Raw genomic sequence first — 22,746 nt, 5'->3', positions numbered from 1 at the left:
TCCCTCCTTCTATCGCAGGTTGACGGAGTCGCGGACGGTGTGCAGCACGGTGTCCTTCACCCGTTCGTGGTTCGGTACCGGCGCGAAGTGCCGGTCCGGCAGCAGCAACAGCCAGGTCGCGATGTTGAACGGCCCGGTCAGCACCGGGATGCCGAGCGGCGTGAGCATGGTGGTCAGCGCCATCTGCACGAACAGCGTCAGCGCGATGCCGAACAGCGTGTAGACGGTCACCAGCGCGCCGGGGCGGTTCGCCACAGCGCCCACCACGATCGCGGTCAGGACCGCGTTGAAGGCGAACAGCCCTTTGTCCAGGGACGCGCCGTCGGCGCCGAACCAGAGCGCCAGCAGTGTCGCGCCGACGGCGCCGATCACCGCGAACAGCGCCGACCACCGGGAGTTGATCAGCAGGGCGACGAGGATGAGCAGGCCGGTGACCCAGCTCTCGATCAGGTAGACCTGGGACACGCCCTTGAAGAAGACGGGGATGAGGCCCCAGTCGAACGTGCCGCCGGTCAGCGATCCCTCACCGGGGAACTTCGGCGTCAGCTTGGTGAGCACTGTGAACCTGTCGAACTGGTACGCCGCCATCAGCAGGAACCAGGTCGTGAGCACGAACGGGAACGTGTAGGCGGTCAGGTTCCAGCGTTTGAAGACGGCGTTGAGGGCGAGCGTGACCACCACCGTGCCGATCGCGCCGAGCACGAGGTAGAGCCACATCAGCGGGCGCTGGTCGAGGAACGTGGGTACCGCGAGCCCGGTCAGCAGCGGGCTGAAGCCGAACAGGCCCTTGCGCCAGCTGGACATGTCGACCCGTAGCGCCAGCGCGGTCGCGGTGCCCACGACCAGGCCGAGCACACCGCCGCCGAACACGCGGGGCGTCCCGTTCTCGAACGCGCCCCAGGCGAGCGCGATCAGGATGAGCAGGCCGCTGAGCGGGTTGTTCTGGAGCACCACCTGCGCGGCGCCGCGCAGGCCGGCGTCGACGAACCGGACCAGCGGGTTCCGGTCGGCCAGGTGGCGCCAGCCTCGTCCGATGTCGGCCATGTCGCTGCCCTCCTCGCCTCAACGCCAGCTGAAGACCGGCGGGAAGGTGCAGCCGGTCACCTCTTCGCGGGCGGCCGTGCAGAACGCGCGTACCGCGGCGCGGACCGGTTCGGTCTCCTGACCGAGCACCTTGAACACCAGGCCGGCGTCGTTCGGCAGCCGGCTGACCGCGGTGGCCAGCGGTGTCTGCTCGTCCCACACCGGCGTCGCGGTCCGTTCGAAGACCCGGGCCGCCCGGTCCGGGTCGGTGAGCAGCACGACGTTGCCGAAGACGTGGAAGCGGTCCATCATCCCGATCCGCGACACCGGGAAGCGGCCGGGCGTGATGACGAACTTCTCGACGAACAGCGGCCGTCCGTCGGGCCGTTCGGCCCGCAGGGTGGTGGAGAACAGGTCGTACGCGAAGATCTCGCCGTCGCGGTAGTACTTGCGGCCGGGCTGGAGCACCTCGGCGTACAGCATGGTGGCGGTCTCCGGCAGCCGGACCACGGTGTCGGAGACGAACCGGCTGCGCCGGAACGGGATCACCGGCTCGGGCAGGAACTCCAGGTAGGCGTCGTCGGCCAGGGTGAAGCTCTGGGCCTGGGTGCCGTAGTTGGCGTCCATCTCCTGGATCTTGGTGGCGGCCTGGGTGACCAGGTGCGCCTGCGCGCCCGGCCCCAGGTCGACGTCCATCCGCAGCCGGTCGCCCTGGAGCACGCCGCCGGAGGTGGTGAGGATCATGACGCAGGGCAGGCCCGGCATCTCCTCGTCCCAGTACAGCGCCCGCTGCACCAGCAGCGGGGACTGCCGGAAGACGTCGCGCATGATGGTCCGGTCCTCGCGCCGTTCGAACCCCAGCCGGAGGATGCCCACCTTGCCGTTCGCGGCGGCCGGCAGCTGCGCCGGCTGATCCTGGTACGGCGCGAGTTCCCGGACGGAGTCCAGAGTGGTCATGCGAGGACTTCGGCGTCGAAGAGCGCGTTGCGGCGGACCAGGTCCACCAGGTCGTCGATGCCCTCGCCGGTCTTGCAGTTGGTGAAGACGAACGGCTTGCCGCCGCGCATCAGCTCGGCGTCGCGGGCCATCACGTCCAGGTCGGCGTCGACGTACGGGGCCAGGTCGGTCTTGTTGATCACGAGGATGTCGGACTTGGAGATACCGGGGCCGTTCTTGCGCGGGATCTTGTCGCCGGCCGCCACGTCGATCACGTAGATGAAGTAGTCGACCAGCGCGGGGCTGAAGGTGAGCGTGAGGTTGTCGCCGCCGCTCTCGATGAGCACGACGTCGCTGTCCGGGAACCGCGCCTCCATGTCCTCGACCGCGGCGAGGTTCATGCTGGGGTCCTCGCGAACAGCGGTGTGCGGGCAGGCGCCGGTCTCCACGCCGACGATGCGTTCCTCCACCAGCACGCCGGTCAGGGCGCGGCGGACGTGCTTGGCGTCCTCGGTGGTGACCACGTCGTTGGTGATGACCAGGATGCGCAGGCCCTGTTCGACCAGGCGGGGCACGACGGCCTCGATGATGGCCGTCTTGCCGCTGCCCACCGGGCCGCCGACGCCGATCCGACTCGCTGATTTCATTTCCGAAAGCCCTTCAGGTGGGTGAGCGCTCAGCTCATGAACATCCGTACGTGTGCGTGCTGGTGCGCGCCGGCCAGCACGTCGAGGTGCGGTGCGAAGCTCTGCATGTCGTCGAGCCCGGCGGTGTGCACCTCCTCGTAGTCCTCGCCGACCCGATCGTTGACCGCGAAGAGGATCGACTGGGTGTCGAGGTGGTCCACCCGCATGAGCCGGACCGCCGCGCCGAGCACCATGGAGGCCGCGCCGTACTGGTGGGCGGCGAACGCGTCCGCCTCGCCCACGCCGAGTTCGGCGAAGAGCACGCCGAGCGCGACCGGGTAGGTGACCGGGACGCCGCCGCCGCTCTCCGCGACGCGCTTGCGCAGCAGGGACTCCCCCACCACCCGTTCGGCGGCCTCGGCCAGCTTGCGCCCCATGCGGACGGTCATCGTCCGCGTCTCCTCGTTGATCTTGCGCAGGTGTACGGCCTCGTCGGCCGCCCGGATCCGGTCGAGGTCACCGGCGCGGGCGGCGCGGTGCGCCACGAGCAGCGCCACCCCGTCACCGGTGGCGGCGGCGCGCGTGACGGTACGCACGAACTCCTGCAACGTGGTCCGGTCGTGCACCGCGCCCTGCTCGACCGCCGTCTCCAGCCCGTTGGAGAAGGAGAAGGCGCCGACCGGGAAGACCGAGTCGCCGAACTGGAGCAGTTTCAGTGCCTCGGTCACCGTGGACACCCCGGCCCCTCAGTTCAGGTCGGCGGGCAGGTGCGTGTGCGGGGTCGAGTCGGCCCCGCCGAACAGGCGCCGCGACTCGTGCGGGGCCAGGTACGCGATGATCTCGGTGCCGGGGATGAACTCGTGGGTGAGACCGGTGAACGCGTGGGTCCGCATCACCGAGTCCATGACCTTGCGGTCCACAGTCAGCGGGACGTACATCTTGGTGCCCTTCACCACCGCCGGCCAGTGCTGGTTGCCGATCGCGTGGCCCAGTTCGACGGCCGAGCGGATCACCATGTCCAGCGACTCCCCGTGCAGCGTGTCGAGGTGCACGACCATCACCTCGCCGAGCGCGATCCGGGCCACCACCGCGGTCGCGGTGGCGTCGTCCCAGGCCAGCACGTCGCCGTCGCGCAGCCGTACGCCGCGGGCCAGGGACAGCGCCAGTTCGGTGCCGAGGCTTGTGGTCCGGCGCAGCCGGCTCTTCTGGGCGTCCCACTGGTCGAGGACGAGGTCGTCGACCTTGGCCTCCCGGAGCCGCTCGGTCCAGGCCGGCTCGTTCACGTTGCCGAGTACCGTTTCGACGAGCATGTGTTCTCCTTTCACGCGACCCCGCCACCGGCCCGGCCGGGGGCGGGCACCGCGCCGGGTCAGCTGAAGAAGTAGAGCTGGCTGAGGGGGAGGTTCTTGGCCGCCGGCACTGTCGCGTGCACGCCGTCCATCTTCACGGCGAAGGTCTCCGGGTCGACTTCGAGCTTCGGCGTACGGTCGTTGCGCACCATGTCGCGCTTGGTCAGGTTGCGGCAGCCGTAGACCGGCATGACCTGCCGTTGCAGACCGAGCTGTTCGGCCACCCCCGCCTCGTGCGCGGCCCGGGACACGAACGTCACGCAGTTCTTGGCGACCTGGGAGCCGGTGGCGCCGAACATGGGCCGGTAGTAGACCGGCTGCGGGGTGGGCAGCGACGCGTTCGGGTCGCCCATGATCGACCAGGCGATCATGCCGCCCTTGAGCACCATCTTCGGCTTCGTGCCGAAGAACGCGGGCTCCCAGAGAACCAGGTCGGCGAGCTTGCCCGGGCTGACCGAGCCGATGACGTGCGAGACGCCCTGGGTGATCGCCGGGTTGATGGTCATCTTGGCGACGTAGCGCAGGACGCGGAAGTTGTCGTTGGCGTCGGAGTCCTCGGCCAGCTTGCCGCGGACGTTCTTCATCTGCCCGGCGAGCTGGACGGTGCGCAGCCAGGTCTCCCCCACCCGGCCCATGGCCTGCGAGTCGCTCTGCATCATCGAGATGACGCCCTCGTCGAGGAGCACGTCCTCGGCGGCGATGGTCTCGGTGCGGATCCGGCTCTCCACGAAGGCGACGTCCGAGGGCACCTTCGGGTTGAAGTTGTGGCAGACCATGATCATGTCGTACAGCTCGGACTGGCTGTTGATGCCGTACGGCACCGTCGGCGTGGTCGAGGCGGGCAGCACGTTCATCTGGCCGGCGACCTTGATGATGTCCGGCGCGTGCCCGCCGCCGGCACCCTCGGTGTGGAAGGTGTGGATGGTCCGGCCCTCGAAGGCGGCGATGCTGTCCTCGATGTAGCCGCTCTCGTTGAGCGTGTCGGTGTGGATGCTGATCTGGACGTCGTACTCGTCGGCGACGGCCAGGCAGGACCGGATCACCGCGGGCGGCGCACCCCAGTCCTCGTGGATCTTGAAGCTGGGCACCCCGGCCATGATCTGCTCGACGAGCGGCGCCCGGCCACTGCTGTTGCCCTTGCCCAGCAGGCCGATGTTGATCGGCAGGTTCTCGAACGACCGCATCATGTTGTGGATGTTCCAGGGACCGGGCGTGATGGTGACGCCGTTGGTGCTGTCGGTGGGCCCGGTGCCGCCGCCCCAGAGGGTGGTGACGCCGTTGCTGAGCGCGGCGTACACCTGCTGCGGGGTGACCAGGTGGACGTGCGCGTCGATGCCGCCGGCGGTCAGGATCAGGTGCTCACCGGAGATCGCGTCGGTGCCCGGACCGGTCACCAGGCCCGGGGTCACCCCGTCCATGATGTTGGGGTTGCCGGCCTTGCCGATCCCGGCGATCCTGCCGTCCTTGATCCCCACGTCCGCCTTGACCACGCCGAGCAGCGCGTCCACGACGGTCACGTTGGTGATCACCAGGTCCACCACGCCCTCGGCGCTCGTGGCCTGGCTGGCACTGCCCATGCCGTCGCGCAGGGTCTTGCCACCGCCGTACATGACCTCGTCGCCGAGGACCCGCAGGTCCTTCTCGATCTCGATGTAGAGGTCGGTGTCACCCAGACGGATCTGGTCGCCCGTGGTCGGGCCGTACATTCCGGCATATTCCTGCCGTGAGATCTGACTCATGCGTTGTCGCTCCAGCTCTGGCACGTCGAAGGATTGCCGGGCTACCTGTCGCCCTTGCCGCTCTTGTCCTGGCCCTTGCCCTGGCCCTTGCTCTGGCCCTTGCCCTGGTCCTGCTGCTGCGACGTGGTCTTGAAGCCGCGCGTCTGGGCCTGGTGGAGCGCCTCGGCCCGGTCCGGCCGGTAGCCGGGGATCGGCCCGTCGCCGGTCCAGCCCTGGACCAGGCCGTTGAAGCCGTACACCCGCTGGGAGCCGCCGTACGGGACGAGCTGGACGGTCTTGCGGTCGCCGGGCTCGAACCGGATCGAGGTCGTGGCCGGGATGTTCAGCCGCTTGCCGAACGCCGACGGACGGTCGAACTCCAGGAAGCGGTTGGCCTCGAAGAAGTGGAAGTGGGAGCCGACCTGGATGGGCCGGTCACCGGTGTTGTGCACGACCACCTCGGTCACCGGCCGCCCGGCGTTGAGCTCCAGAGGTTGGTCGCTGAGCTTGTAGCCGCCGATGGGCCGAAGGTGCTTGGAGTTCGGTCCCGGGTGTTGCTTCGCCATGTCGCCCCCGCTCTGCCGGAGACCGTGGCCTCCGGTCGCTGCTCTACTGGATGGGTGAGTGGACGGTGATCAGCCGTGACCCGTCGGTGAAGACCGCCTCGACCTGGAGCATCGGGATCATGTCCGCCACGCCGGGGATCACGTCGTCGGCCGTGAGCACGTGGCTCGCGTCGTTCATGACCTCCTCGACGGTCTTGCCCTCGCGCGCGCCTTCGAGCGCCGCGGCGCAGATGACCGCCACCGCCTCGGGGTGGTTGAGCTTGACCCCGCGCGCCTTGCGGGCGTTTGCCACCATCGCCAACGAGTGGATCGTCAGCTTGTCGAATTCCTTCGGCGTGAGATGCACTTCGCGACCCCTTCGTCCGCACCTTATGTACGGTTTCAGCTATTCCGTCACGGTAAGAGCGGTTTGGTCCGCCCGCAGCTCGTTCAGGGAGATTTCAGGAACCGGTGTGGGCCCGCTCGCGCCGGTGGTAGTCGGCGACCCACATCTGCTGGATCTGCTCCAGCGTCCGGCCCTTGGTCTCCGGCAGGTAGCGCCGGACGAACAGGAAGCCGAGCACGCACAGCCCGGCGAAGAGCGCGAACACGCCCGACCGGCCCAGCGCGTCGAGCAGGCTCAGGAAGAACTGCGTGATCAGGTACTCGGTGCCCCAGTGGGTCGCGGACGCGATCGCCACGCACCGGCCGCGGATCGGACCGGGATAGATCTCGTTGATCACGGTCCACGCGCCCGGCCCGATCGACACCGCGTAGAACGCGACGAAGAAGACCACGCCGACCAGCAGGAACAGGCCCGAGGTGGTGATCCGGCCGTCGCCGCGCCCGGTGCCCGCGCCCAGGAAGCTGACGCTCACCACGGCGAGCGAGACCGCCATCCCGGCCAGGCCGACCAGCAGCAGCGGCCGGCGGCCGACGCGGTCGAGCAGGCCCACCGCGACGAGCGCGAACGCCGCGTCCACCGCGCCGATCGCCCAGGTGGTCGCGGAGAGCTGCGCCTCCGGGGTACGGAATCCGGCCGCCGAGAAGATCGAGTCGGCGTAGTAGATGATGCCGTTGATCCCTGTCGTCTGCTGGAACAGCGCCAGCCCGACGCCGAGCGCGAGCGGACGCCGCCACTGCGGTGACAGCAGCTCCCGCCAGCTCGCCGTGCGGCCGTGCAGACTCTTCTCGATCTCGCCGAGGCGCTGCTCCACCCGCTGCTCGGGAACGGTGCGGCGCAGCGACTCCCGGGCGCGGCGCCGGTCGCCCCGCTTGAGGTACCAGACCGCCGAGTCCGGCACCACCACTGTCACCAGGATCAGCGCCACGCCCAGCACGACCGCCGCGCCGAGCAGGTAGCGCCACGACTCGCCGCCGGTGAACAGCTCGTCCGCCAGGTAGCCGATGAAGATCGCGAAGGTGGTCGAGAACTGGTAGACCGCGAGCAGGCCGCCGCGGATCCGTTCCGGCGCCGCCTCGGCCGCGAACATCGGCCCGGCGACCGAGGCCACGCCGATGCCCACGCCGAGCAGCAGCCGCGCGCCGAGCAGGGCGCCGATGGCCGGCGCCGCGGCCTGCACGATCGTGCCGACGACGTACGCCCCGGCGGCGACCCACAGCGCGCCGCGCCGGCCGATCCGGTCGGCGAGGTGACCACCGGCGAGCGCGCCCGCCAGCGCGCCGAGCGTCACCCAGCTCGCCGCCACCTCCACCTCGAAGGTGTCCACGTCGAACGTGTGCCGGATGTCGTGCAGCGCACCGCTGATGACGCCCTGGTTGTAGCCGAAGAACGCGCCGGACAGGACGACGATCGACACGATCGCCACGAGGTTGTGGCGGGGCGGCCGGCCGGCCGCGCGTCCGCTCGCCGCCATGTCACCCCGTCCGCCGGCGACCGCCCACCGAAACGGCCGAAAACCTACATATGCGACATATAGTAGGTTCGCCGCAGCGGTCCGACAGCGAAACGATGACGCTGCCGGGGTCGCTCCTGCACACGGACGGGGGAAGGGTGAACCGGTCGGCGCCGTACGGCCCCGCGGACTCCTACCGCGAGTTCCGGCACCCGCTCGCAGCGCTCGTGCTCGCCGTCGTCACCGCCGGCGCGCTGGACGCCTTCGCGTTCCTGCGGTACGGCGCGTTCGTCGCCAACCAGTCCGGCAACGCCATCTTCCTCGGCATGGGGCCGGCCGGCGGGCATCCCACGTGGCCCGTCTCGGCGGCCTCGATCGTCGCGTTCGCCACCGCCGCCGGACTGGTGAATCTGCTCCGCCGCCAAACCCGGCCGACGGTGGCGCCGCTCGTCGACATCGCGGTCACCGAGGCCGCCATGATCGTCTGGACGGTGCTCAACCTGGTGCTCGCGTACGGCCGGCACGGCACGGCGTCCCGGGTGCTGCTCGCCGCCGCGGGCGCGGTAGCCATGGGCAGCCTCACCACCCTGGCGAGCCGCACCGCGGGCATCGCGACGCCGATCACGTACCAGTCGGACACCACGACGAAGACCGGCGAGCGGGCCGCCCGCTGGCTGCTCGGCCCCACCGCGGGCCGGGGCCGGGCCCGGCGGGGCACCCTGCTCGGGCTGCTCGCCCTGGTCAGCTACAGCGTCGGCGGCGCGGTCGGCACACTCGCCCAGCACCGGCCCCGCTGGGTGCCGCTGTGGGGGACGCTCGCGCTGGCCGTACTGATCCTGCTGCTGCGCCGGCACCGGCAACCAGGACCGGCGTCGCGGCCCGGCTGAGCGTCAGTCCGCCTGGGCGTCAGTCGGCCTGGGCGGCGAGTTCCCGCGCCCGGTCCCGGGCCGCCTCCAGCGCCGCCAGCATGGCCGCGCGTACGCCGTGGTTCTCCAGCTCGCGGATCGCCGAGATGGTGGTGCCCGCGGGCGAGGTGACCGCCTCGCGCAGCTTCACCGGGTGCTCGCCGGAATCGCGCAGCATCACCGCCGAGCCGATCGCGGTCTGCACGATCAGCTCGTGCGCCACCTGGCGCGGCAGGCCGAGCAGGATGCCCGCGTCGATCATCGCCTCGACCAGGAGGTAGAAGTAGGCCGGGCCGGAGCCGGACAGCGCGGTGACCGCGTCCTGCTGCGATTCGGGCACCCGGACGGTGGCGCCGAGCGGGGAGAACATCTCCTCGGCCAGGGCCAGGTGCTCGCCGGTGGCGTACGCGCCCGCCGAGATCGCGCTCATCGCCTCGTCGACGAGCGCCGGGGTGTTCGTCATGACCCGGACCACAGGGGTGCCCTCGGGCAGCCGGCGGTTGAAGAAGGCGGTCGGCAGGCCGGCGCAGAGAGAGATGACCAGCTTGTCGGCCGGCACCTTCGGGCCGATCTCGTCCAGTAGCGCGGCGGCGTCCTGCGGCTTGACCGACACGGCCAGCACCTCGGCCTCGGTCACGGCGGTGAGGTTGTCCACCACCCGTACGCCGTAACGGTCGGCCAGTTCCCGCGCCCGCGCCGGCCGCCGCGCGGTGGCGAGCAGCCGCTCCACCGGCCAGCCGGAACGCAGCAGCCCGGAGAGCATCAGCTCACCGATCTTGCCGGCGCCGATCACCGCGACCGTGTGCACCTCGCGTGCCATCAGCCGTACCCCTTCCCGGGTCACGTGGGCACGGCGTGGCGGGCCGGGTCGCCGGCCCGCCACGCCCGTGCGCCGTCGATCAGCTGCCGAAGAAGACCTCGGCCTCGGCGTACCGCTCCAGCGGCACGGTCTTCAGCTCGCGGGTGGCGTCGGCGAGCGGGACGCGGACGATGTCCGTGCTCTGCATCGCGACCATCTTGCCCCAGTCGCCCTCGTGCACGGCGTCGATCGCGTGCAGGCCGAGCCGGGTGGCCAGCACCCGGTCGAACGCGGTCGGCGTGCCGCCGCGCTGGATGTGGCCGAGCACCACGGTGCGGGCCTCCTTGCCGGTCTTCGCCTCCAGCTGCTCGGCCAGCCACTGGCCGATGCCGCCGAGACGGACGTGACCGAACGCGTCCAGCTCCTGGTTGTGCAGCACCATCTGGCCGTCCAGCGGCTGGGCGCCCTCGGCGACCACGACGATCGGGGCGTACTGGTGCTGGAAGCGCTTCTCGACGTAGCCGGCGACCTGCTCGACGTCGAACTGCCGCTCCGGCAGCAGGATCACGTTGGCGCCACCGGCGAGACCGGCGTGCAGGGCGATCCAGCCGGCGTGCCGGCCCATGACCTCGACCACGAGCGTGCGGTGGTGGCTCTCCGCCGTGGTGTGCAGCCGGTCGATCGCCTCCATGGCGATGTTGACGGCGGTGTCGAAGCCGAACGTGTAGTCGGTCGCACCGAGGTCGTTGTCGATCGTCTTCGGCACGCCGATGACGTTGACGCCCAGCTCGTGCAGCTTGGTCGCGACGCCGAGCGTGTCCTCGCCGCCGATCGCGATCAGCGCGTCCACGCCCTGGGCGGCGAGGTTGTCCTTGATCCGCTCCACGCCGTTCTCGATCTTGAACGGGTTGGTGCGGGACGAGCCGAGGATGGTGCCGCCGCGGGGCAGGATGCCGCGCACCTCGGCGATGCCGAGCGGCTTGGTCAGGCCCTCGAGCGGGCCCTTCCAGCCGTCGCGGAAGCCCACGAACTCGTGACCGTAGGTGGCGACGCCCTTGCGGACCACCGCCCGAATCACCGCGTTGAGACCTGGGCAGTCGCCGCCGCCGGTGAGCACGCCGATACGCATGATCTGCTCATCCTCCTGGAGCATCAGGTGAAGCCCGGATAAGCCCCAGGATATGTGTCAGATCAGACCATCGGCGCCGTTGCCGGCCCGGGGCGGGCCGTCACTGCGCACTGTAGTCGGCGCAGGTGTACGCCGGCACCGCACCCCGGGCCGTTCCGGACGGCGGACGGGCTACCCGTCAGTAGCCGACCTCGTGGTTCTCCCCCGCCTTCGGCGGCTTGCCGGTCACCGCCGCCTTGGCGAAGCCGAGCAGGTTGACCACGGTGCTGCCGGGCGAGTCCCAGTACTCCGCCGACCCGGCGTGCACCTTGATCAAGGTGATCCCGGGCGTGTCCAGCCCGTCCGGGAACCACGCCTTCAGCAGCGGGCTCCACAGCTCCTTCGCCCGGCCGGCGTCCCACTCCTCGGTGGCGGTGCCGGCCACCGACACCCAGGCGTGGTGACGCTGGTCGGAGAAACCGACGTTCACCTGCGGGTTCACCCGGATCTGCCGGACCTTCGCCGAGTCGGCGTACGCGAAGAACCACAGGTCGCCCTCGAAGTCCGCCTCCTGCAACCCCATCGGACGGCTGACCAGACGCCCGTCCACGCCGGTGGTGGTGAGCAGGCAGATCCGGGCGTCCCGGATCAGCTCGGTGACCCGGCGGCGGGCGTCCGCGGCGTTGGTCGGCTCATTGCTCATGGGGCACTCCTGTCTCGGATCGGCGCAGATGCCGCTCCGGTGCCCTGGGCGGAACCGGTCAAACCTCCCGCGCCGTCATCGCCCGCCACCGCGCCAGGTTGTGCCGGGCGTCGACCAGCGCGTCGTGCCGGTCGGCCTCGGCGTCCGGCAGCCGGGGGCGTCCCCGGTCGTCCCAGAGCTGACGCAGCTCCTTGGTGAAGCGGGGGATCTCCCGCGGCAGCGCCGGCATCGCGCCCCAGAGCTGGGCCAGCACGACGTGGTCGTAGGCGGCGTACCAGGCCCACAGCTCCAGCTGCTCGCCCGGCCGGTCCCGCACCGGCTCCAGCAGGAACTCGTGCAGGTCGTCGCGGATGCGCGCGCGGGAGCGCCAGGCCCGGTCGGCCGGCGACGGGAGCTTGTCCAGCACGTTGCGCCGCACCCAGGGCACCGCCCGGGAGTCGTCGAACTCGGTGGAGACCGCGTAGAACTCGCGGCCGTACTCGTCGACGACGCCGATCGACACCAGGTCGACGATGCGGCCGTCCTCGATGAATTCGCAGTCGTAGAAATAGCGGTAGACCATCGCCCCCCATCCTCACCCATCACCGGCACGCGCCGGTCGCCGGGGCGTCCGCCGAGGTCGGCGGGCGTGCCGTCGGCGGCCGGGCATGGTCACGGAAGTGTTTCCGGGGGTGTACAGCACGCGACGAGAGCGTCATGATCTGATGTGTACCGCCGTCGGGCGCCGAACCGGTTGAGCTGCCTCGTACCGGGACTGACAGCTTCACCCGGTGTGCGAGTCGTGACTTCTGACCGGGGAGGGGTTGAGCCGTGGAGTCTCGCCTGCCGGAGCCGGGTGACGCGCTCACGGGTGTGGAGATGTTCGCCGGGCTTGAGCCGGAGGTGCGGCAGCGTGTCATCGCCGCGGCCGTACCGCGCACCTACCGCAAGGGCCAGCTGCTCTTCGTCGAGAACGACCCCGGCGAGTCGCTGATCGTGCTGCGCCGCGGCGCGGTGGCGGTGTTCCGCACCGCCCCGACCGGCGAGCGCGCGGTGCTGTCGGTGATCCGACCCCCGGACGTGCTCGGCGAGGTGTCCCTGTTGGACGCCTCCACCCGCTCGGCGTCGGCCGAGGCGATCGAGGACTGCGCCGCGCTCGCGCTGTCGCGGCCCGCGTTCATGGAGCTGGTGCACTCCAACCCGCGCATCCTGGACGCGGTGATGCGCTCGCTGGGCCAGCTGATCCGCCGGCTCACCGAGCAGAACGCCGACCACGTCTTCCTCGACCTGCCCGGCCGGGTGGCCAAGACGCTGGTCCGGCTGGCCGGCGAGAGCCAGGCCCCGATGATCACGATCGAGCTGAACCAGAGCCAGCTCGCCGAGATGGCCGGCGGTTCCCGGCAGAGCGTCAACCAGGCCATCGGCTCGTTCGCCAGCCGGGGCTGGCTGCGGACCGAGGGACGCCGCATCGTGGTCACCGACGTGGCGGCGCTGCGCCGCCGGGCCGGCATGAACGACCGCTGACACGACGACGGCGGGGGCCGGCGGTCGTCCCGCCGGCCCCCGCCGCGTTCGTCGTACGCCCGTTCGTCGTACGCCCGGTCAGTCGTTCGTGGTGTCGGCCGGGGGCGAGCTCGGCCCCGGGCCGATCTTCGACGGGTCGGTCTTCTTCGGCGGGGTCGTCGTGGTGGTCGTGGTCTCGGTCGATCCGCTACCCGCGGGCTGCTCCACCATGCCTTTTTCCTCCAGTTCGGCGAGGGTGACAGCGTCCACGTCGACCGTGTCACCGACGGCCCACACCGTCCCCCGTGGATCGGTCCATGAGGCGGACAGCCGGACGTGCACGGCAATCTCCCTGTCGACGGGACTTCCTGCTAGGGGAGACTAGACCCGGCCGAACAGCCGTGACGTCCCGCCGACCCGTCGGGTACCCGACTGCGCGGCCGCGCGGGACACTGGGGACCTCACGCGTACGGAGCCGGACATCGACCTCACCTGTGGACACTGCGCCCGGACCGCCGGGCCGGACGACCGTTTCTGCGGTGGGTGCGGCCGTCCGCTGGCCGCGGCCTGCCCAGGCTGCGGCCACGCCAACGACACCGGCGCCAACTTCTGCACCAACTGCGGTCAGCCGCTGCGCGACCACGCGGTCACGGTGCAGGAGGACCGCCGCCAGGTCAGCGTGCTCTTCATCGACATCGTCGACTTCACGACATACGCCGAGCGGGCCGACCCGGAACAGGCCCGCAGCCTGCAACAGGTCTACTTCGCCACGGTGCGCCGGCTGGTGCACCAGTACGGCGGCGTGGTGGAGAAGTACATCGGCGACGCGGTCATGGCGTTGTTCGGCGCGCCGGTGGCCACCGACAACGACGCGCTGCGCTGCGTACGCGCCGGGCTGGAGCTGCAACGCAGCCTGGCCCGGCAGCCGGCCGGACCGCACCCGCCGCTCGGGTTCCGGGTCGGCATCGCCACCGGCGAGGCCCTGGTCGACCTGGCCGCGGCGCGCGACGGCGGCCAGGCGTTCGTCACCGGCGACGTGGTGAACACCGCCAGCCGGTTGCAGGGGCTCGCCCCGGTCGGCGGCGTGGTGGTCGACGAGAGCACCTGGGCGGCCACCCGGCGCGAGATGGAGTACGACGACCAGCCACCGGTGACGTTGCGCGGCCGGTCGTCGGTGAGCCGGATCTGGCTGGCCGTACGGGCGCGGCCCCGGCGCGACGGGCAGACCGCCGAGCTGACCCCGATGGTCGACCGGGACCACGAGCGGGGCCTGCTGGTCAGCGCATTGCACCGCACGCTGACCGAGCGCACCTCGCAGCTGCTCACCGTCTTCGGCCCGGCCGGGGTGGGCAAGAGCCGGCTGCTGCGCGAGCTGGCCCGGCACGCCGCCAGCCTGCCCGGCACCCGGGTCACCTGGCTGACCGGCCAGTGCCCGCCGTTCGGCGAGAACGTCACCTACGCGGCGCTGGCCGACATCGTCCGGAGCTGGGCCGGGCTGACCGGCGCCGACGACCCGGCCACCATCCGGGACCGGCTGCGCGAGCGACTGGGCCACCTCGCCGACCCGCACGCGATACGGCTGGCCGAGGCGCTGGGCCCGCTCGTCGGCGTCTCCGGCGAACGGCTCACCTCGGCGGAGACCGAGGCGGCGTGGCGGCGCTTCCTGCTCACCCTGGCCGCGACCGGCCCCACGGTGCTCGTCTTCGAGGACATGCACTGGGCCGACGAGGCGATGCTGTCCTTCGTCGAGCAGCTCGGCGCGGCGGCCCGCAACGTGCCGCTGCTGGTCGTCGCGACCGCCCGGCCGGAACTGCGCGAGCGGCACCCGGCCTGGACCGGCACGATCAGCGGGGCGATGTCCATCTCGGTGCCGCCGATGCACGACGGGGACATCGACACGCTCTACTCGCTGCTGCTCGGCCAGGCCACGCTGCCGCAGGACGCACGGGCGCCGCTGATCGAGTTCGCCGACGGCAACCCGCTCTACGCCCAGGAGTACGCGCGGATGCTGCTCGACGGCGGGCTGGCCGAGCGGACCGCCGGGCTGGCGCTCGTCGATCCGGCCGGGGGCGCCGGGATGCCGCGTACCGTGCAGGCGGTCATCGCCAACCGGCTGGACCTGCTCGACCCGGCCGACCGCGCGGTGCTCCAGGCCGCCTCCGTCGTCGGCGTGCAGTTCTGGGCCGCGCCGGTGGCGCTGGCGCTCGGCCGCCCGGTGGAGTGGGTCGAACGCGCGCTGCACCACCTCCAGCGCCGTGACCTCGTCTACGAGCTGCCCGTGTCGACAATGCCCGGACAGGCGGAGTACCGGTTCCGGCACGTGCTGGTCCGGGACGTCTGCTATCAGCGGCTGCCCCGGGCCGAGCGGGTCGCCCGGCACCAGCGCACCGCCGACTGGCTGGAGCAGCTCGCCGACGGCCGGCAGCACGACCTGGCCGAGGTGCTGGCCAACCACAGGTGGGCGGCGCACGAGATCGCCCGTACGGTCGGGCTGGACCAGACCCCGCACGCCGCCGCGACCCGGTCCGCGCTGCACCGGGCCGCACGCCGGGCGTACGACCTGCACGCGCTGGAGACCGCGGCCACGCTGGTGGACCGCGCGTTGAGCGTGGAGTGCGGTCCGGACCCGGCGCTCGAGCTGTTCCAGGCCGAGCTGGCGTTCTACCGGGACCGGGACGGCTTCCTCGACGGCGGCGGGACGGCGCTGCTCACCACCCTGGCCGGCCGGCTGGCCGGCGCGGGTGACCGGCCCGGTGCGGCGAAGGCGTGGCGGCTGCTGGCCACTGCGGCCTTCGCGCGGGCCGACCGCTCGGAGTTGATGCGCTGCCTGGACCGGGCGATCGGGCTGCACGCCACGCTGCCGGACAGCGAGGACAAGGTGGGCGTGCTGCTGGAGCTGGCGCGGGCGCACATGCTCGACGCGGAGACCGAGCCGGCGTGCGTGGCCGCGCGCACCGCCGCCGAGCTGGCCGAGCGGCTGGAGCTGCGCGAGGCGCGGGCGAACGCGCGCATCACGCTGGCGGTGGTCCGTTACCAGGCCGGCGCCGAGGAGGCGTATGCCGAGCTGGCCGACGTGACCGAGGAGTGCCGGGTGGAGCGGCTGACCAGCCGCCGCCGCGCGGTGCACAACCTGGCCTGGGTGCTCCAGGAGGAGGGCGACCTGACCGGCTCGGCCCGGCTGGTCGACGAGCAGCGCTCGCTGGACCTGGCCGGCGAGCACGCCCTCACGGTGAGCTTCAGCGACCAGTGGGCCCGGTCGTACTACAGCGGGGACTGGACGTCGGCGCTGCGGATGGCCGAGGGGTCGACGCGGCGCCCGACCGACGAGTGGGACCTGCACATCGTGGCCGTGTCCGGCTGGATCCGGGCGCTCGGCGACGACCCGGCCGGGCCGGGCACCGGCGAGGACCTGGTGGACCAGGCGCTCGTCGCGGCCCGGCGCAGCGGCTTCCAGCGCGTGCTGCGCTCCACGCTGGCGCACGCCGCGCTCTGCCGCGCGGTGCAGGGCCGCCGGGACGAGACGATGGCGCTGCTGACCGAGCTGGACGAGGACTGGCGGCAGACCAAGATGATCCCGTTCGCCGAGTGGGTGCCGGCGGTCGGTCACGTCGCCGCGCTGCTCGGCGGCGACGCCGCGGTGCTGGTGCGCGACCTGCTGGCCCACGCGCCACGGGTGACCCGCTGGGCACGGGAGGCCGGGCGGTCGGCCGAGGCGGCGCTGGCCCGGGGCGACGGGGACGCCGCGCGGGCGGGCCGGCTGCTCACCTCCGCCGCCGAGGGGTACGCGGAGATGACCGACGTCACCGACCAGATGATCGCGTCCGCGCTGGCGGTCGGGCCGCTGACCGAGGCGGACCCGCCGGCCGCGGCGGCGACGCTGGCCCGGGTACGCGCGTTCGCCGGCCGGCACGCCGCCACCGGGCTGCTCCGGATCGCCGGGGCGGGCTGAGGTCAGGCCGGGACCGGCTGCCCCACCGCGGCGCTCTTGGCCTTCTGGGCGTACGTGTCGACGTACTCGCGGCCGGACAGCTCCATCAGCTCGTACATGATCTCGTCGGTGACCGCCCGCTCGACGAACCGGTCGCCGGCCATCCCGGCGTAGCGGGAGAAGTCCAGCGGCGGGCCGAAGCGGATCCGCACCCGGCCCAGGTTCGGGACGATCTGGCCGGTGGGCTGGATCGCGTCGGAGTTGAGCATGGCCATCGGGACGACCGGGGCGCCGCTCTCCAGCGCCAGCCGCGCCACGCCGGTCTTGCCCCGGTAGAGCCGGCCGTCGGGCGAGCGGGTGCCCTCCGGGTAGATCCCGGCGATGCCACCGGCGCGCAGCACGGAGAGCTGGGTGTCGAGGGCGGCCCGGGCGGCCCGTCCGCCGGAGCGGTCGACCGGGATGGTGCCGGAGCCGACGAAGAACATCTTGGTGAGCCGGCCCTTGAGGCCCTTACCGGTGAAGTATTCGGCTTTCGCGATGAATGTGACTTTTCGCTTGACGATCAGCGGTGTGAAGATCGAATCCGAGAAGGAGAGGTGGTTGCTGGCCAGGATCACCGGCCCGGTCTCCGGAACGTGCTCCAGCCCTTCGACCTGCGGGCGGAAGATCAACCTCAGCAGTGGGCCGAGAACGACGTACTTCAGCAGCCAGTACAGCACCGGCGTCCTTCCCGTGTCGGTGGCGGCGGACGGGTCGCCGCGTGGCCCCGGAGGCGCCGGCGGCGCCCACGGGAGTCCGGGAAGAGGGTACGAACGACGAGCGGCACGCCACAACGCACTCCCGGAACCGGGTGCCGACGTGTCACGATTCAGGGCACGGGCAGGGATCGGCGAAGGGGGTGTCCGGTGTCAGGGGGCGGGCCCCGTCGGGGACGACGGGACAACGGGCTCGACGCGGCCGAGTACGCGATCGCGGGCGACGTCGATCCACGCGTCGGCGAGCACCTGCTCGACGTGCTCGCCGCCGGTGGCATCGCGGCCTACCTCCAGCCCTCGGCCGACCTGAACCCGGTGACCCGCACCACCACCGTCCCGGCCCGCCCGGTCGACCGGCTCTACGTCGACAGGTCGCACCTGACCACCGCCCGCGACTACCTGACCCAGCTCGCCGACGAGGGCGGGGGCGACCCGCCGCGCGCCGACGAGCCGGACATCGAGGCCGAGTGGGCGAAGATCGTCGCCGGTTTCCACACCGCGCCGAGCGCCGGCAGCCACCCCTGGCCCGCCGCCGAGGACGTGGACGACCCGCCCGCGCCGGGCACCGCCGCCGGCGGCCGGGCCGAGGAGCCCGCCGGCCCGACCGCCACCGACGTGCGCCGGCTGCCGTACGCCGCCGACGTCTCCGGTGTCTCGCTCAGCCGGGACCGGCACGACGAGCCCTCGCTGCTCGACGGCCTGGACACGTTCGGCGCGAACCTGCCCGACGAGGCGTCGGACGAGGAGCACTACACCCCGCCCCCGCCGCCCCCGCTGCCCCGCTTCTCCAAGTACGCGGTGCTCGGCGTGGCCTGCATCGTGCTCGGCTTCCTGCTGTTCCTGTCCCCCACCGTGGTGTCGCTGGTCGACCCGTCGGTGGTCACGCTGCTCGGCTTCACCGGCATCCTGGCCGGCTTCGTCATGCTGATCTGGCGGCTGCGCCCGGGCGACCGGGACGACCACGACCCGGACGACGGCGCGGTCGTCTGACGCCGCGCCGGACGCTGCCCGGATGGCGGGACGCCGCCCGCCCTGGGCGGGGGCGTAACAAGCGTGTAACTTACAGTCAGTAGGAATAGGCCGAACGTCACGTCCCGCACCGGCTGTCCGGCTTGCGACTCCTCCGGGTTGCCGGTCCCCTGCTGAGCGGAATGCCCGAGATGCGACAGAGCCCCCTCGTGGTGGTGGCCAACCGCCTCCCCATCGACGACAGCGTGGCGCCCGACGGCGCCTTCGAGTGGCGCCGCAGCCCCGGCGGCCTGGTGAGCGCCCTGCACCCGCTGCTGCGGCACACACCCGCCACCTGGGTGGGCTGGGCCGGCGGCACCGGTCCCGCGCCCGACCTGCCGGACGTGGACGGCGTCCGGATGCACACCGTGCCGCTGAGCGCCGAGGACTTCCGCGACCACTACGAGGGCTTCGCCAACGCCACCCTCTGGCCGCTCTACCACGACGCCGTCGAGCAGCCGGAGTACCACCGCCGCTGGTGGGAGGCGTACCAGCGGGTCAACCAGCGGTTCGCCGAGGCCGCGGCCCGGGTGGCCGAGCCGGGCGGTCTGGTCTGGGTGCAGGACTACCACCTCCAGCTGGTGCCGGGTCTGCTCCGCGAACTGCGCCCCGACCTGCGGATCGGGTTCTTCCTGCACGTGCCGTTCCCGCCGCCGGAACTGTTCATGCAGCTGCCCCGCCGGGCCGAACTGCTGCGCGGCATGCTCGGCGCCGACCTGGTCGGCTTCCAGCGGGCCCAGGCCGCGCACAACTTCGCCCAGCTCGCCGCCAAGGTGCTCGGCCTGCCCGCCACCGACCGGCGGATCGGTGTGGACGGCCGGGTGGTGCGCATCGGTGCCTTCCCGGTCGCCATCGACACCGCCGAGATGTCCGCGCTCGCCGCCCGCCCCGAGGTCGCCGAGCGGGCCCGCCGGCTGCGGCAGGATCTCGGCCGGCCCGAGCAGGTGATCCTCAGCGTCGACCGGATGGACTACACGAAGGGCATCGAGCAACGCCTCAAGGCGTACCGGGAGCTGCTCGCCAACGGCGACATCAAGGTCCGCGACACGGTGCTGGTCCAGGTGGCGGTGCCCAGCCGCGACCGGGTGGCGCAGTACCAGATCCTCCGCGACCGGGTGGAGCACCAGGTCGGCCGGATCAACGGTGAGTTCGGCCGGGTCGGCGAGCCGGCGATCCACTACCTCACCCAGCCGTTCGACCGCGCCGAGCTGGTGGCGCTCTACCGGGTCGCGGACGTGATGGCGGTGACGCCGCTGCGCGACGGCATGAACCTGGTCGCGAAGGAGTACGTGGCGGCCCGGGTCGACGGCACCGGCGCGCTGCTGCTGAGCGAGTTCGCCGGCGCCGCCTCCGAACTGGAGCAGGCGTACCTGGTCAACCCGCACGACCTCGACGGCCTGAAGCAGGGGCTGCTGGCCGCGCTGCGCGCCGGCCCGGAGGACGTCGCGGCCCGGATGCGCGCGATGCGCGAACACCTGGCCCACAACGACATCCACGCCTGGGCGGCGTCCTACCTCAGCGCACTGGAGGAGAGCGGAACGCTCGTCGGCCGCCGCCCCGCCACCCGGTGACCCGAGCCCCGGCGCTCACCCCTGGGCGGGCGCCGGGTCCTTGTCCAGCCAGTCCAGGATCGCGTCGATCGGCTCGCGCCAGCGGGCGTCGAGCATCAGGTCGTGCCCCATGCCGGGGAACAGCAGCGGCGCCGAGGCGTACCGCCGGGCGGCCCTGGTCAGCGCCGTGGCCGGCAGCACCCGGTCGTCCGGGCTGCCGAGCACCAGCACCGGCGGGCGGCCCACCGCAGGCTCCGGCGACCGGCCGGTCAGCAGCTGCCACTGCGCCCGCCGCCCGGCCCGGCCCAGCCGGGCCAGGTGCCGCCGCGCGTCGGCGTCCGGCAGCTCCCGGCTGAACAACTGCCGCCGGTTGAGTCGCAGTCCGGCGCCGAAGACCGCAGGCACCGTGCCGACCGGGTTGCGCCGCAACGCCGTCCCGAACGTCCCCCAGCCGCCGAGCACCGGCGCCACCAGCACCGCGGCCCGCGCCGGGTAGCGGGCCATCGCGTGCGCCACGACCCGGGCGCCGACGCCGTGCCCCACCAGCACCGCCTGCCGCGGCAGGCTCGCCGCCACCTGCGTCACGTCATGGGTGTACGACCGCAGCGTCGCCTCCGGCGCCGGCTCGCTGCCGCCGTGCCCGCGCAGGCTCAGCGCGTACGCCGGGAAGCCGCGACCGGCGGCGTGCCCCAGCCAGTGCTCGGCGAACGCCCACGCCCCGTGCCCGAACCCGGGCACGAACAGCAGCGGCGGCTTCGCCTCCTCCCGCTCCGGCAGGGCGGCGAGCACCTCGCGGCGGGCGGGCCGCTCCGGGCGGGCCCACTCCCAGGACCGGACCACCCGCACCCGCTCGGCCGCCGTCATTTACCCTCCTCCAGCTCGTGCAGCGCCCGCTGGAGCGCGCGCAGGTAGTCGGCGTGCCCGACCTCGAACCAGTGCCGGGTGCTGTCCTTGACCTTCGCCGAGTACCGCTCGCCCAGGCCGGCCCGGACCTTGCGGTCGAACGCGGCGGCCCGCTCCGGCCGGGTGGCGCGCAGCGTGAGCAGCCGGGCGAACAGCACGCTCTGCCAGTGCGAGATCGGGAAGATGCCGGAGTCCGGCTGCACCAGGCCGACCACCGCGAGCGTGGGGTGACCGGCGGTGAACGCGTTGAGCCACAGCCGGGGCCGCCCGGAGCCGTCCTCGTCGCCGAGCACCCGGCCCTTGAGGAACTCGAAGCGCGGCAGGTAGCCGGTGGCGAAGACGACCAGCTCCGGGTCGATCCGGCGGCCGTCGGTCAGCTCCACCGCGCGGTCGTCGAACCGGGCCACGTCCGGCACCGGCGTGACCTCGCCGTGGCCGACGTAGTAGACGAGCTGGCTGTTGGCGATCGGGTGCGTCTCGTAGACCCGGTGGTCAGGCTTGGGCATGCCGAACCGGGTCAGGTCGCCGACGGTCAGCCGCAGCGTCCAGTGGTAGAGCCACTGCCGTACGCGCAACGGCACCCGCAGCGCCAGCAGCGTGTCGTTCACCTGGTCGGCGGGGCGGCCGAGGACGTACTTCGGGGCGTACCAGTAGCCGCGGCGGGTGGAGTGCCAGCAGTGCGACGCCTGCTGGGCCGCCTCCACCGCGATGTCGCAGCCGGTGTTGCCGGCGCCGACCACGAGCACCCGCTTGCCGCGCAGCTGCGCCGGGTCCTTGTAGGACGAGGCGTGCATGACCTCGCCGCGGAACTCCTCCAGCCCCTCGTAGCGGGGCAGCTTGGGCGACCAGTTGTGGCCGTTGGCGAGCACCACGGCGGCGTACCGGGAGGTGCGCTCGGGGCCGTAGCCGCCGGTGCTGCGCGTGGTCACGTCCCAGCGGTCCCCCTCGACCGGCTCGACGCGGACCACCTCGGTGCCGAACCAGACGTGCTGGCGCAGGTCGAAGTGGTCGGCGTACCGCTCGAAGTAGGACAGCAGCTGGCTGTGGTGCGGGTAGTCCGGCCAGTCGTCGGGCATCGGGAAGTCGGGGAACTGGGTGAACGGCCGGGACGAGATCAGGTGGGTGCTGGCGTACACCGGGCTGCGGTCGTGCCGCCAGTTCCAGGCGCCGCCGACGCCGGTCTCCCGCTCGTAGCAGTCCACGCCGAAGCCGGCCTCGCGCAGGTTCTTCACGGCGGTCAGGCCGCTGGCGCCGGCGCCGATCACGCAGACCGTGTCGCCCCGGTCGGAGACCGGGCGGTCGTCGCGGACCGGGACGTCCGTCCGGTCCGGATCGGGGCGGCCGGGGTCGGTGGAGGAGGACACCGCGAATTCTCCTTTGTGCGGCACGCGTGCCGGGTCGGAGCGAAATCCTGCCGAGAATGCCCGCCGTTGTCCAGCCATCGGATCCGGCACCCGACGCCCGCCCGGCTCCCCTGACTCAGCGTCACCGCAGAGCCGGTCACCGAGCGTGAGTGGACCGGCGGCGCGGGAGGCGTACCCTCTTTGGCCCT

General features: G+C 72.2%; 21 protein-coding genes and 1 pseudogene. 5 read left to right on the top strand and 17 right to left on the bottom strand.

Features of this window, described 5'->3' with window-relative positions; all coding sequences use genetic code 11:
* Positions 1 to 9: 9 nt before the first annotated feature.
* The 9 genes and pseudogenes from yut to BFV98_RS27695 all read right to left on the bottom strand — a co-directional run bounded on the left by yut (position 10) and on the right by BFV98_RS27695 (position 8,074).
* On the bottom strand, positions 10 to 1,044 hold the full coding sequence (yut, locus tag BFV98_RS27735; protein ID WP_030273918.1) for an urea transporter: 1,035 nt from the start codon (positions 1,042 to 1,044) through the stop codon (positions 10 to 12).
* An 18-nt stretch (positions 1,045 to 1,062) separates the two neighbouring features.
* Positions 1,063 to 1,980 (bottom strand): urease accessory protein UreD, encoded by a 918-nt coding sequence (locus BFV98_RS27730; protein ID WP_071098302.1) that lies wholly within the window; start codon positions 1,978 to 1,980, stop codon positions 1,063 to 1,065.
* Positions 1,977 to 2,606, bottom strand: a complete 630-nt coding sequence (gene ureG / locus BFV98_RS27725) for an urease accessory protein UreG (RefSeq protein ID WP_013287653.1) — start codon at positions 2,604 to 2,606, stop codon at positions 1,977 to 1,979. The genes BFV98_RS27730 and ureG overlap by 4 nt, the downstream gene beginning before the upstream one ends.
* A 29-nt stretch (positions 2,607 to 2,635) precedes the next feature.
* Positions 2,636 to 3,313 carry an urease accessory protein UreF gene (locus BFV98_RS27720; RefSeq protein ID WP_255368271.1) on the bottom strand — a complete coding sequence of 226 codons (678 nt, stop codon included), beginning with the start codon at positions 3,311 to 3,313 and terminating at the stop codon, positions 2,636 to 2,638.
* An 18-nt stretch (positions 3,314 to 3,331) separates the two neighbouring features.
* Positions 3,332 to 3,895 (bottom strand): urease accessory protein UreE, encoded by a 564-nt coding sequence (gene ureE, locus BFV98_RS27715; RefSeq protein WP_013475749.1) that lies wholly within the window; start codon positions 3,893 to 3,895, stop codon positions 3,332 to 3,334.
* A 59-nt stretch (positions 3,896 to 3,954) separates the two neighbouring features.
* On the bottom strand, positions 3,955 to 5,673 hold the full coding sequence (locus BFV98_RS27710; RefSeq protein WP_013475748.1) for an urease subunit alpha: 1,719 nt from the start codon (positions 5,671 to 5,673) through the stop codon (positions 3,955 to 3,957).
* Positions 5,674 to 5,882: 209 nt separating this feature from the next.
* Positions 5,883 to 6,218, bottom strand: a pseudogene (locus BFV98_RS27705) (urease subunit beta); the annotation flags it as partial.
* A gap of 43 nt (positions 6,219 to 6,261) precedes the next feature.
* A complete protein-coding gene (locus BFV98_RS27700; RefSeq protein ID WP_013287657.1) occupies positions 6,262 to 6,564 on the bottom strand; it encodes an urease subunit gamma in 303 nt (100 codons plus the stop codon).
* A 94-nt stretch (positions 6,565 to 6,658) separates the two neighbouring features.
* Positions 6,659 to 8,074 (bottom strand): sugar porter family MFS transporter, encoded by a 1,416-nt coding sequence (locus BFV98_RS27695; protein ID WP_071098299.1) that lies wholly within the window; start codon positions 8,072 to 8,074, stop codon positions 6,659 to 6,661.
* Positions 8,075 to 8,211: 137 nt separating this feature from the next.
* Here BFV98_RS27695 and BFV98_RS27690 point away from each other — a divergent pair, with 137 nt between their 5' ends.
* Positions 8,212 to 8,940, top strand: a complete 729-nt coding sequence (locus BFV98_RS27690) for a YoaK family protein (protein WP_255368270.1) — start codon at positions 8,212 to 8,214, stop codon at positions 8,938 to 8,940.
* A 19-nt stretch (positions 8,941 to 8,959) separates the two neighbouring features.
* Here the strand turns inward: BFV98_RS27690 and proC are convergent, their stop codons facing one another.
* The 4 genes from proC to BFV98_RS27670 form a co-directional block, all read right to left on the bottom strand.
* Positions 8,960 to 9,778 carry a pyrroline-5-carboxylate reductase gene (gene proC, locus BFV98_RS27685; protein ID WP_013287660.1) on the bottom strand — a complete coding sequence of 273 codons (819 nt, stop codon included), beginning with the start codon at positions 9,776 to 9,778 and terminating at the stop codon, positions 8,960 to 8,962.
* A gap of 79 nt (positions 9,779 to 9,857) precedes the next feature.
* A complete protein-coding gene (locus BFV98_RS27680) occupies positions 9,858 to 10,886 on the bottom strand; it encodes a 6-phosphofructokinase (protein ID WP_041799310.1) in 1,029 nt (342 codons plus the stop codon).
* A 178-nt stretch (positions 10,887 to 11,064) separates the two neighbouring features.
* Positions 11,065 to 11,568 (bottom strand): pyridoxamine 5'-phosphate oxidase family protein, encoded by a 504-nt coding sequence (locus tag BFV98_RS27675; RefSeq protein ID WP_013287662.1) that lies wholly within the window; start codon positions 11,566 to 11,568, stop codon positions 11,065 to 11,067.
* A 58-nt stretch (positions 11,569 to 11,626) separates the two neighbouring features.
* Positions 11,627 to 12,130: a polyadenylate-specific 3'-exoribonuclease AS gene (locus BFV98_RS27670; protein ID WP_013287663.1), complete on the bottom strand. Its 504-nt coding sequence runs from the start codon at positions 12,128 to 12,130 to the stop codon at positions 11,627 to 11,629.
* 248 nt (positions 12,131 to 12,378) lie between these two features.
* On the opposite strand from BFV98_RS27670, the gene BFV98_RS27665 reads away from it, so the two are divergent.
* On the top strand, positions 12,379 to 13,071 hold the full coding sequence (locus BFV98_RS27665; protein WP_013287664.1) for a Crp/Fnr family transcriptional regulator: 693 nt from the start codon (positions 12,379 to 12,381) through the stop codon (positions 13,069 to 13,071).
* A gap of 78 nt (positions 13,072 to 13,149) precedes the next feature.
* Here BFV98_RS27665 and BFV98_RS27660 read toward each other — a convergent pair whose 3' ends face one another.
* Complete coding sequence (locus BFV98_RS27660; RefSeq protein WP_013287665.1) at positions 13,150 to 13,392, bottom strand: hypothetical protein; 243 nt, start codon at positions 13,390 to 13,392, stop codon at positions 13,150 to 13,152.
* Positions 13,393 to 13,531: 139 nt separating this feature from the next.
* On the opposite strand from BFV98_RS27660, the gene BFV98_RS27655 reads away from it, so the two are divergent.
* Positions 13,532 to 16,999 (top strand): adenylate/guanylate cyclase domain-containing protein, encoded by a 3,468-nt coding sequence (locus tag BFV98_RS27655; protein ID WP_083395322.1) that lies wholly within the window; start codon positions 13,532 to 13,534, stop codon positions 16,997 to 16,999.
* A gap of 2 nt (positions 17,000 to 17,001) precedes the next feature.
* On the opposite strand, the gene BFV98_RS27650 is transcribed toward BFV98_RS27655, so the two are convergent.
* On the bottom strand, positions 17,002 to 17,697 hold the full coding sequence (locus BFV98_RS27650; protein ID WP_013475739.1) for a 1-acyl-sn-glycerol-3-phosphate acyltransferase: 696 nt from the start codon (positions 17,695 to 17,697) through the stop codon (positions 17,002 to 17,004).
* A 186-nt stretch (positions 17,698 to 17,883) separates the two neighbouring features.
* Here BFV98_RS27650 and BFV98_RS27645 point away from each other — a divergent pair, with 186 nt between their 5' ends.
* Together BFV98_RS27645 and BFV98_RS27640 are read left to right on the top strand one after the other, a co-directional pair.
* Positions 17,884 to 18,723 (top strand): DUF308 domain-containing protein, encoded by an 840-nt coding sequence (locus BFV98_RS27645; RefSeq protein ID WP_013287668.1) that lies wholly within the window; start codon positions 17,884 to 17,886, stop codon positions 18,721 to 18,723.
* Between the two features lie 170 nt (positions 18,724 to 18,893).
* Positions 18,894 to 20,312: a trehalose-6-phosphate synthase gene (locus tag BFV98_RS27640; RefSeq protein ID WP_013287669.1), complete on the top strand. Its 1,419-nt coding sequence runs from the start codon at positions 18,894 to 18,896 to the stop codon at positions 20,310 to 20,312.
* Between the two features lie 15 nt (positions 20,313 to 20,327).
* Here BFV98_RS27640 and BFV98_RS27635 read toward each other — a convergent pair whose 3' ends face one another.
* Together BFV98_RS27635 and BFV98_RS27630 are read right to left on the bottom strand one after the other, a co-directional pair.
* Positions 20,328 to 21,155 (bottom strand): alpha/beta hydrolase, encoded by an 828-nt coding sequence (locus BFV98_RS27635; RefSeq protein WP_071098295.1) that lies wholly within the window; start codon positions 21,153 to 21,155, stop codon positions 20,328 to 20,330.
* Complete coding sequence (locus BFV98_RS27630) at positions 21,152 to 22,558, bottom strand: NAD(P)/FAD-dependent oxidoreductase (RefSeq protein WP_013475736.1); 1,407 nt, start codon at positions 22,556 to 22,558, stop codon at positions 21,152 to 21,154. The genes BFV98_RS27635 and BFV98_RS27630 overlap by 4 nt, the downstream gene beginning before the upstream one ends.
* Positions 22,559 to 22,746 lie beyond the last annotated feature (188 nt).

The organism is Micromonospora sp. WMMB235 (assembly GCF_001855515.1).
Lineage (GTDB): Bacteria > Actinomycetota > Actinomycetes > Mycobacteriales > Micromonosporaceae > Micromonospora > Micromonospora aurantiaca.
The sequence above is the reverse complement of the archived record's forward strand: the minus strand, read 5'-3'. Positions and strand labels throughout refer to the sequence as shown.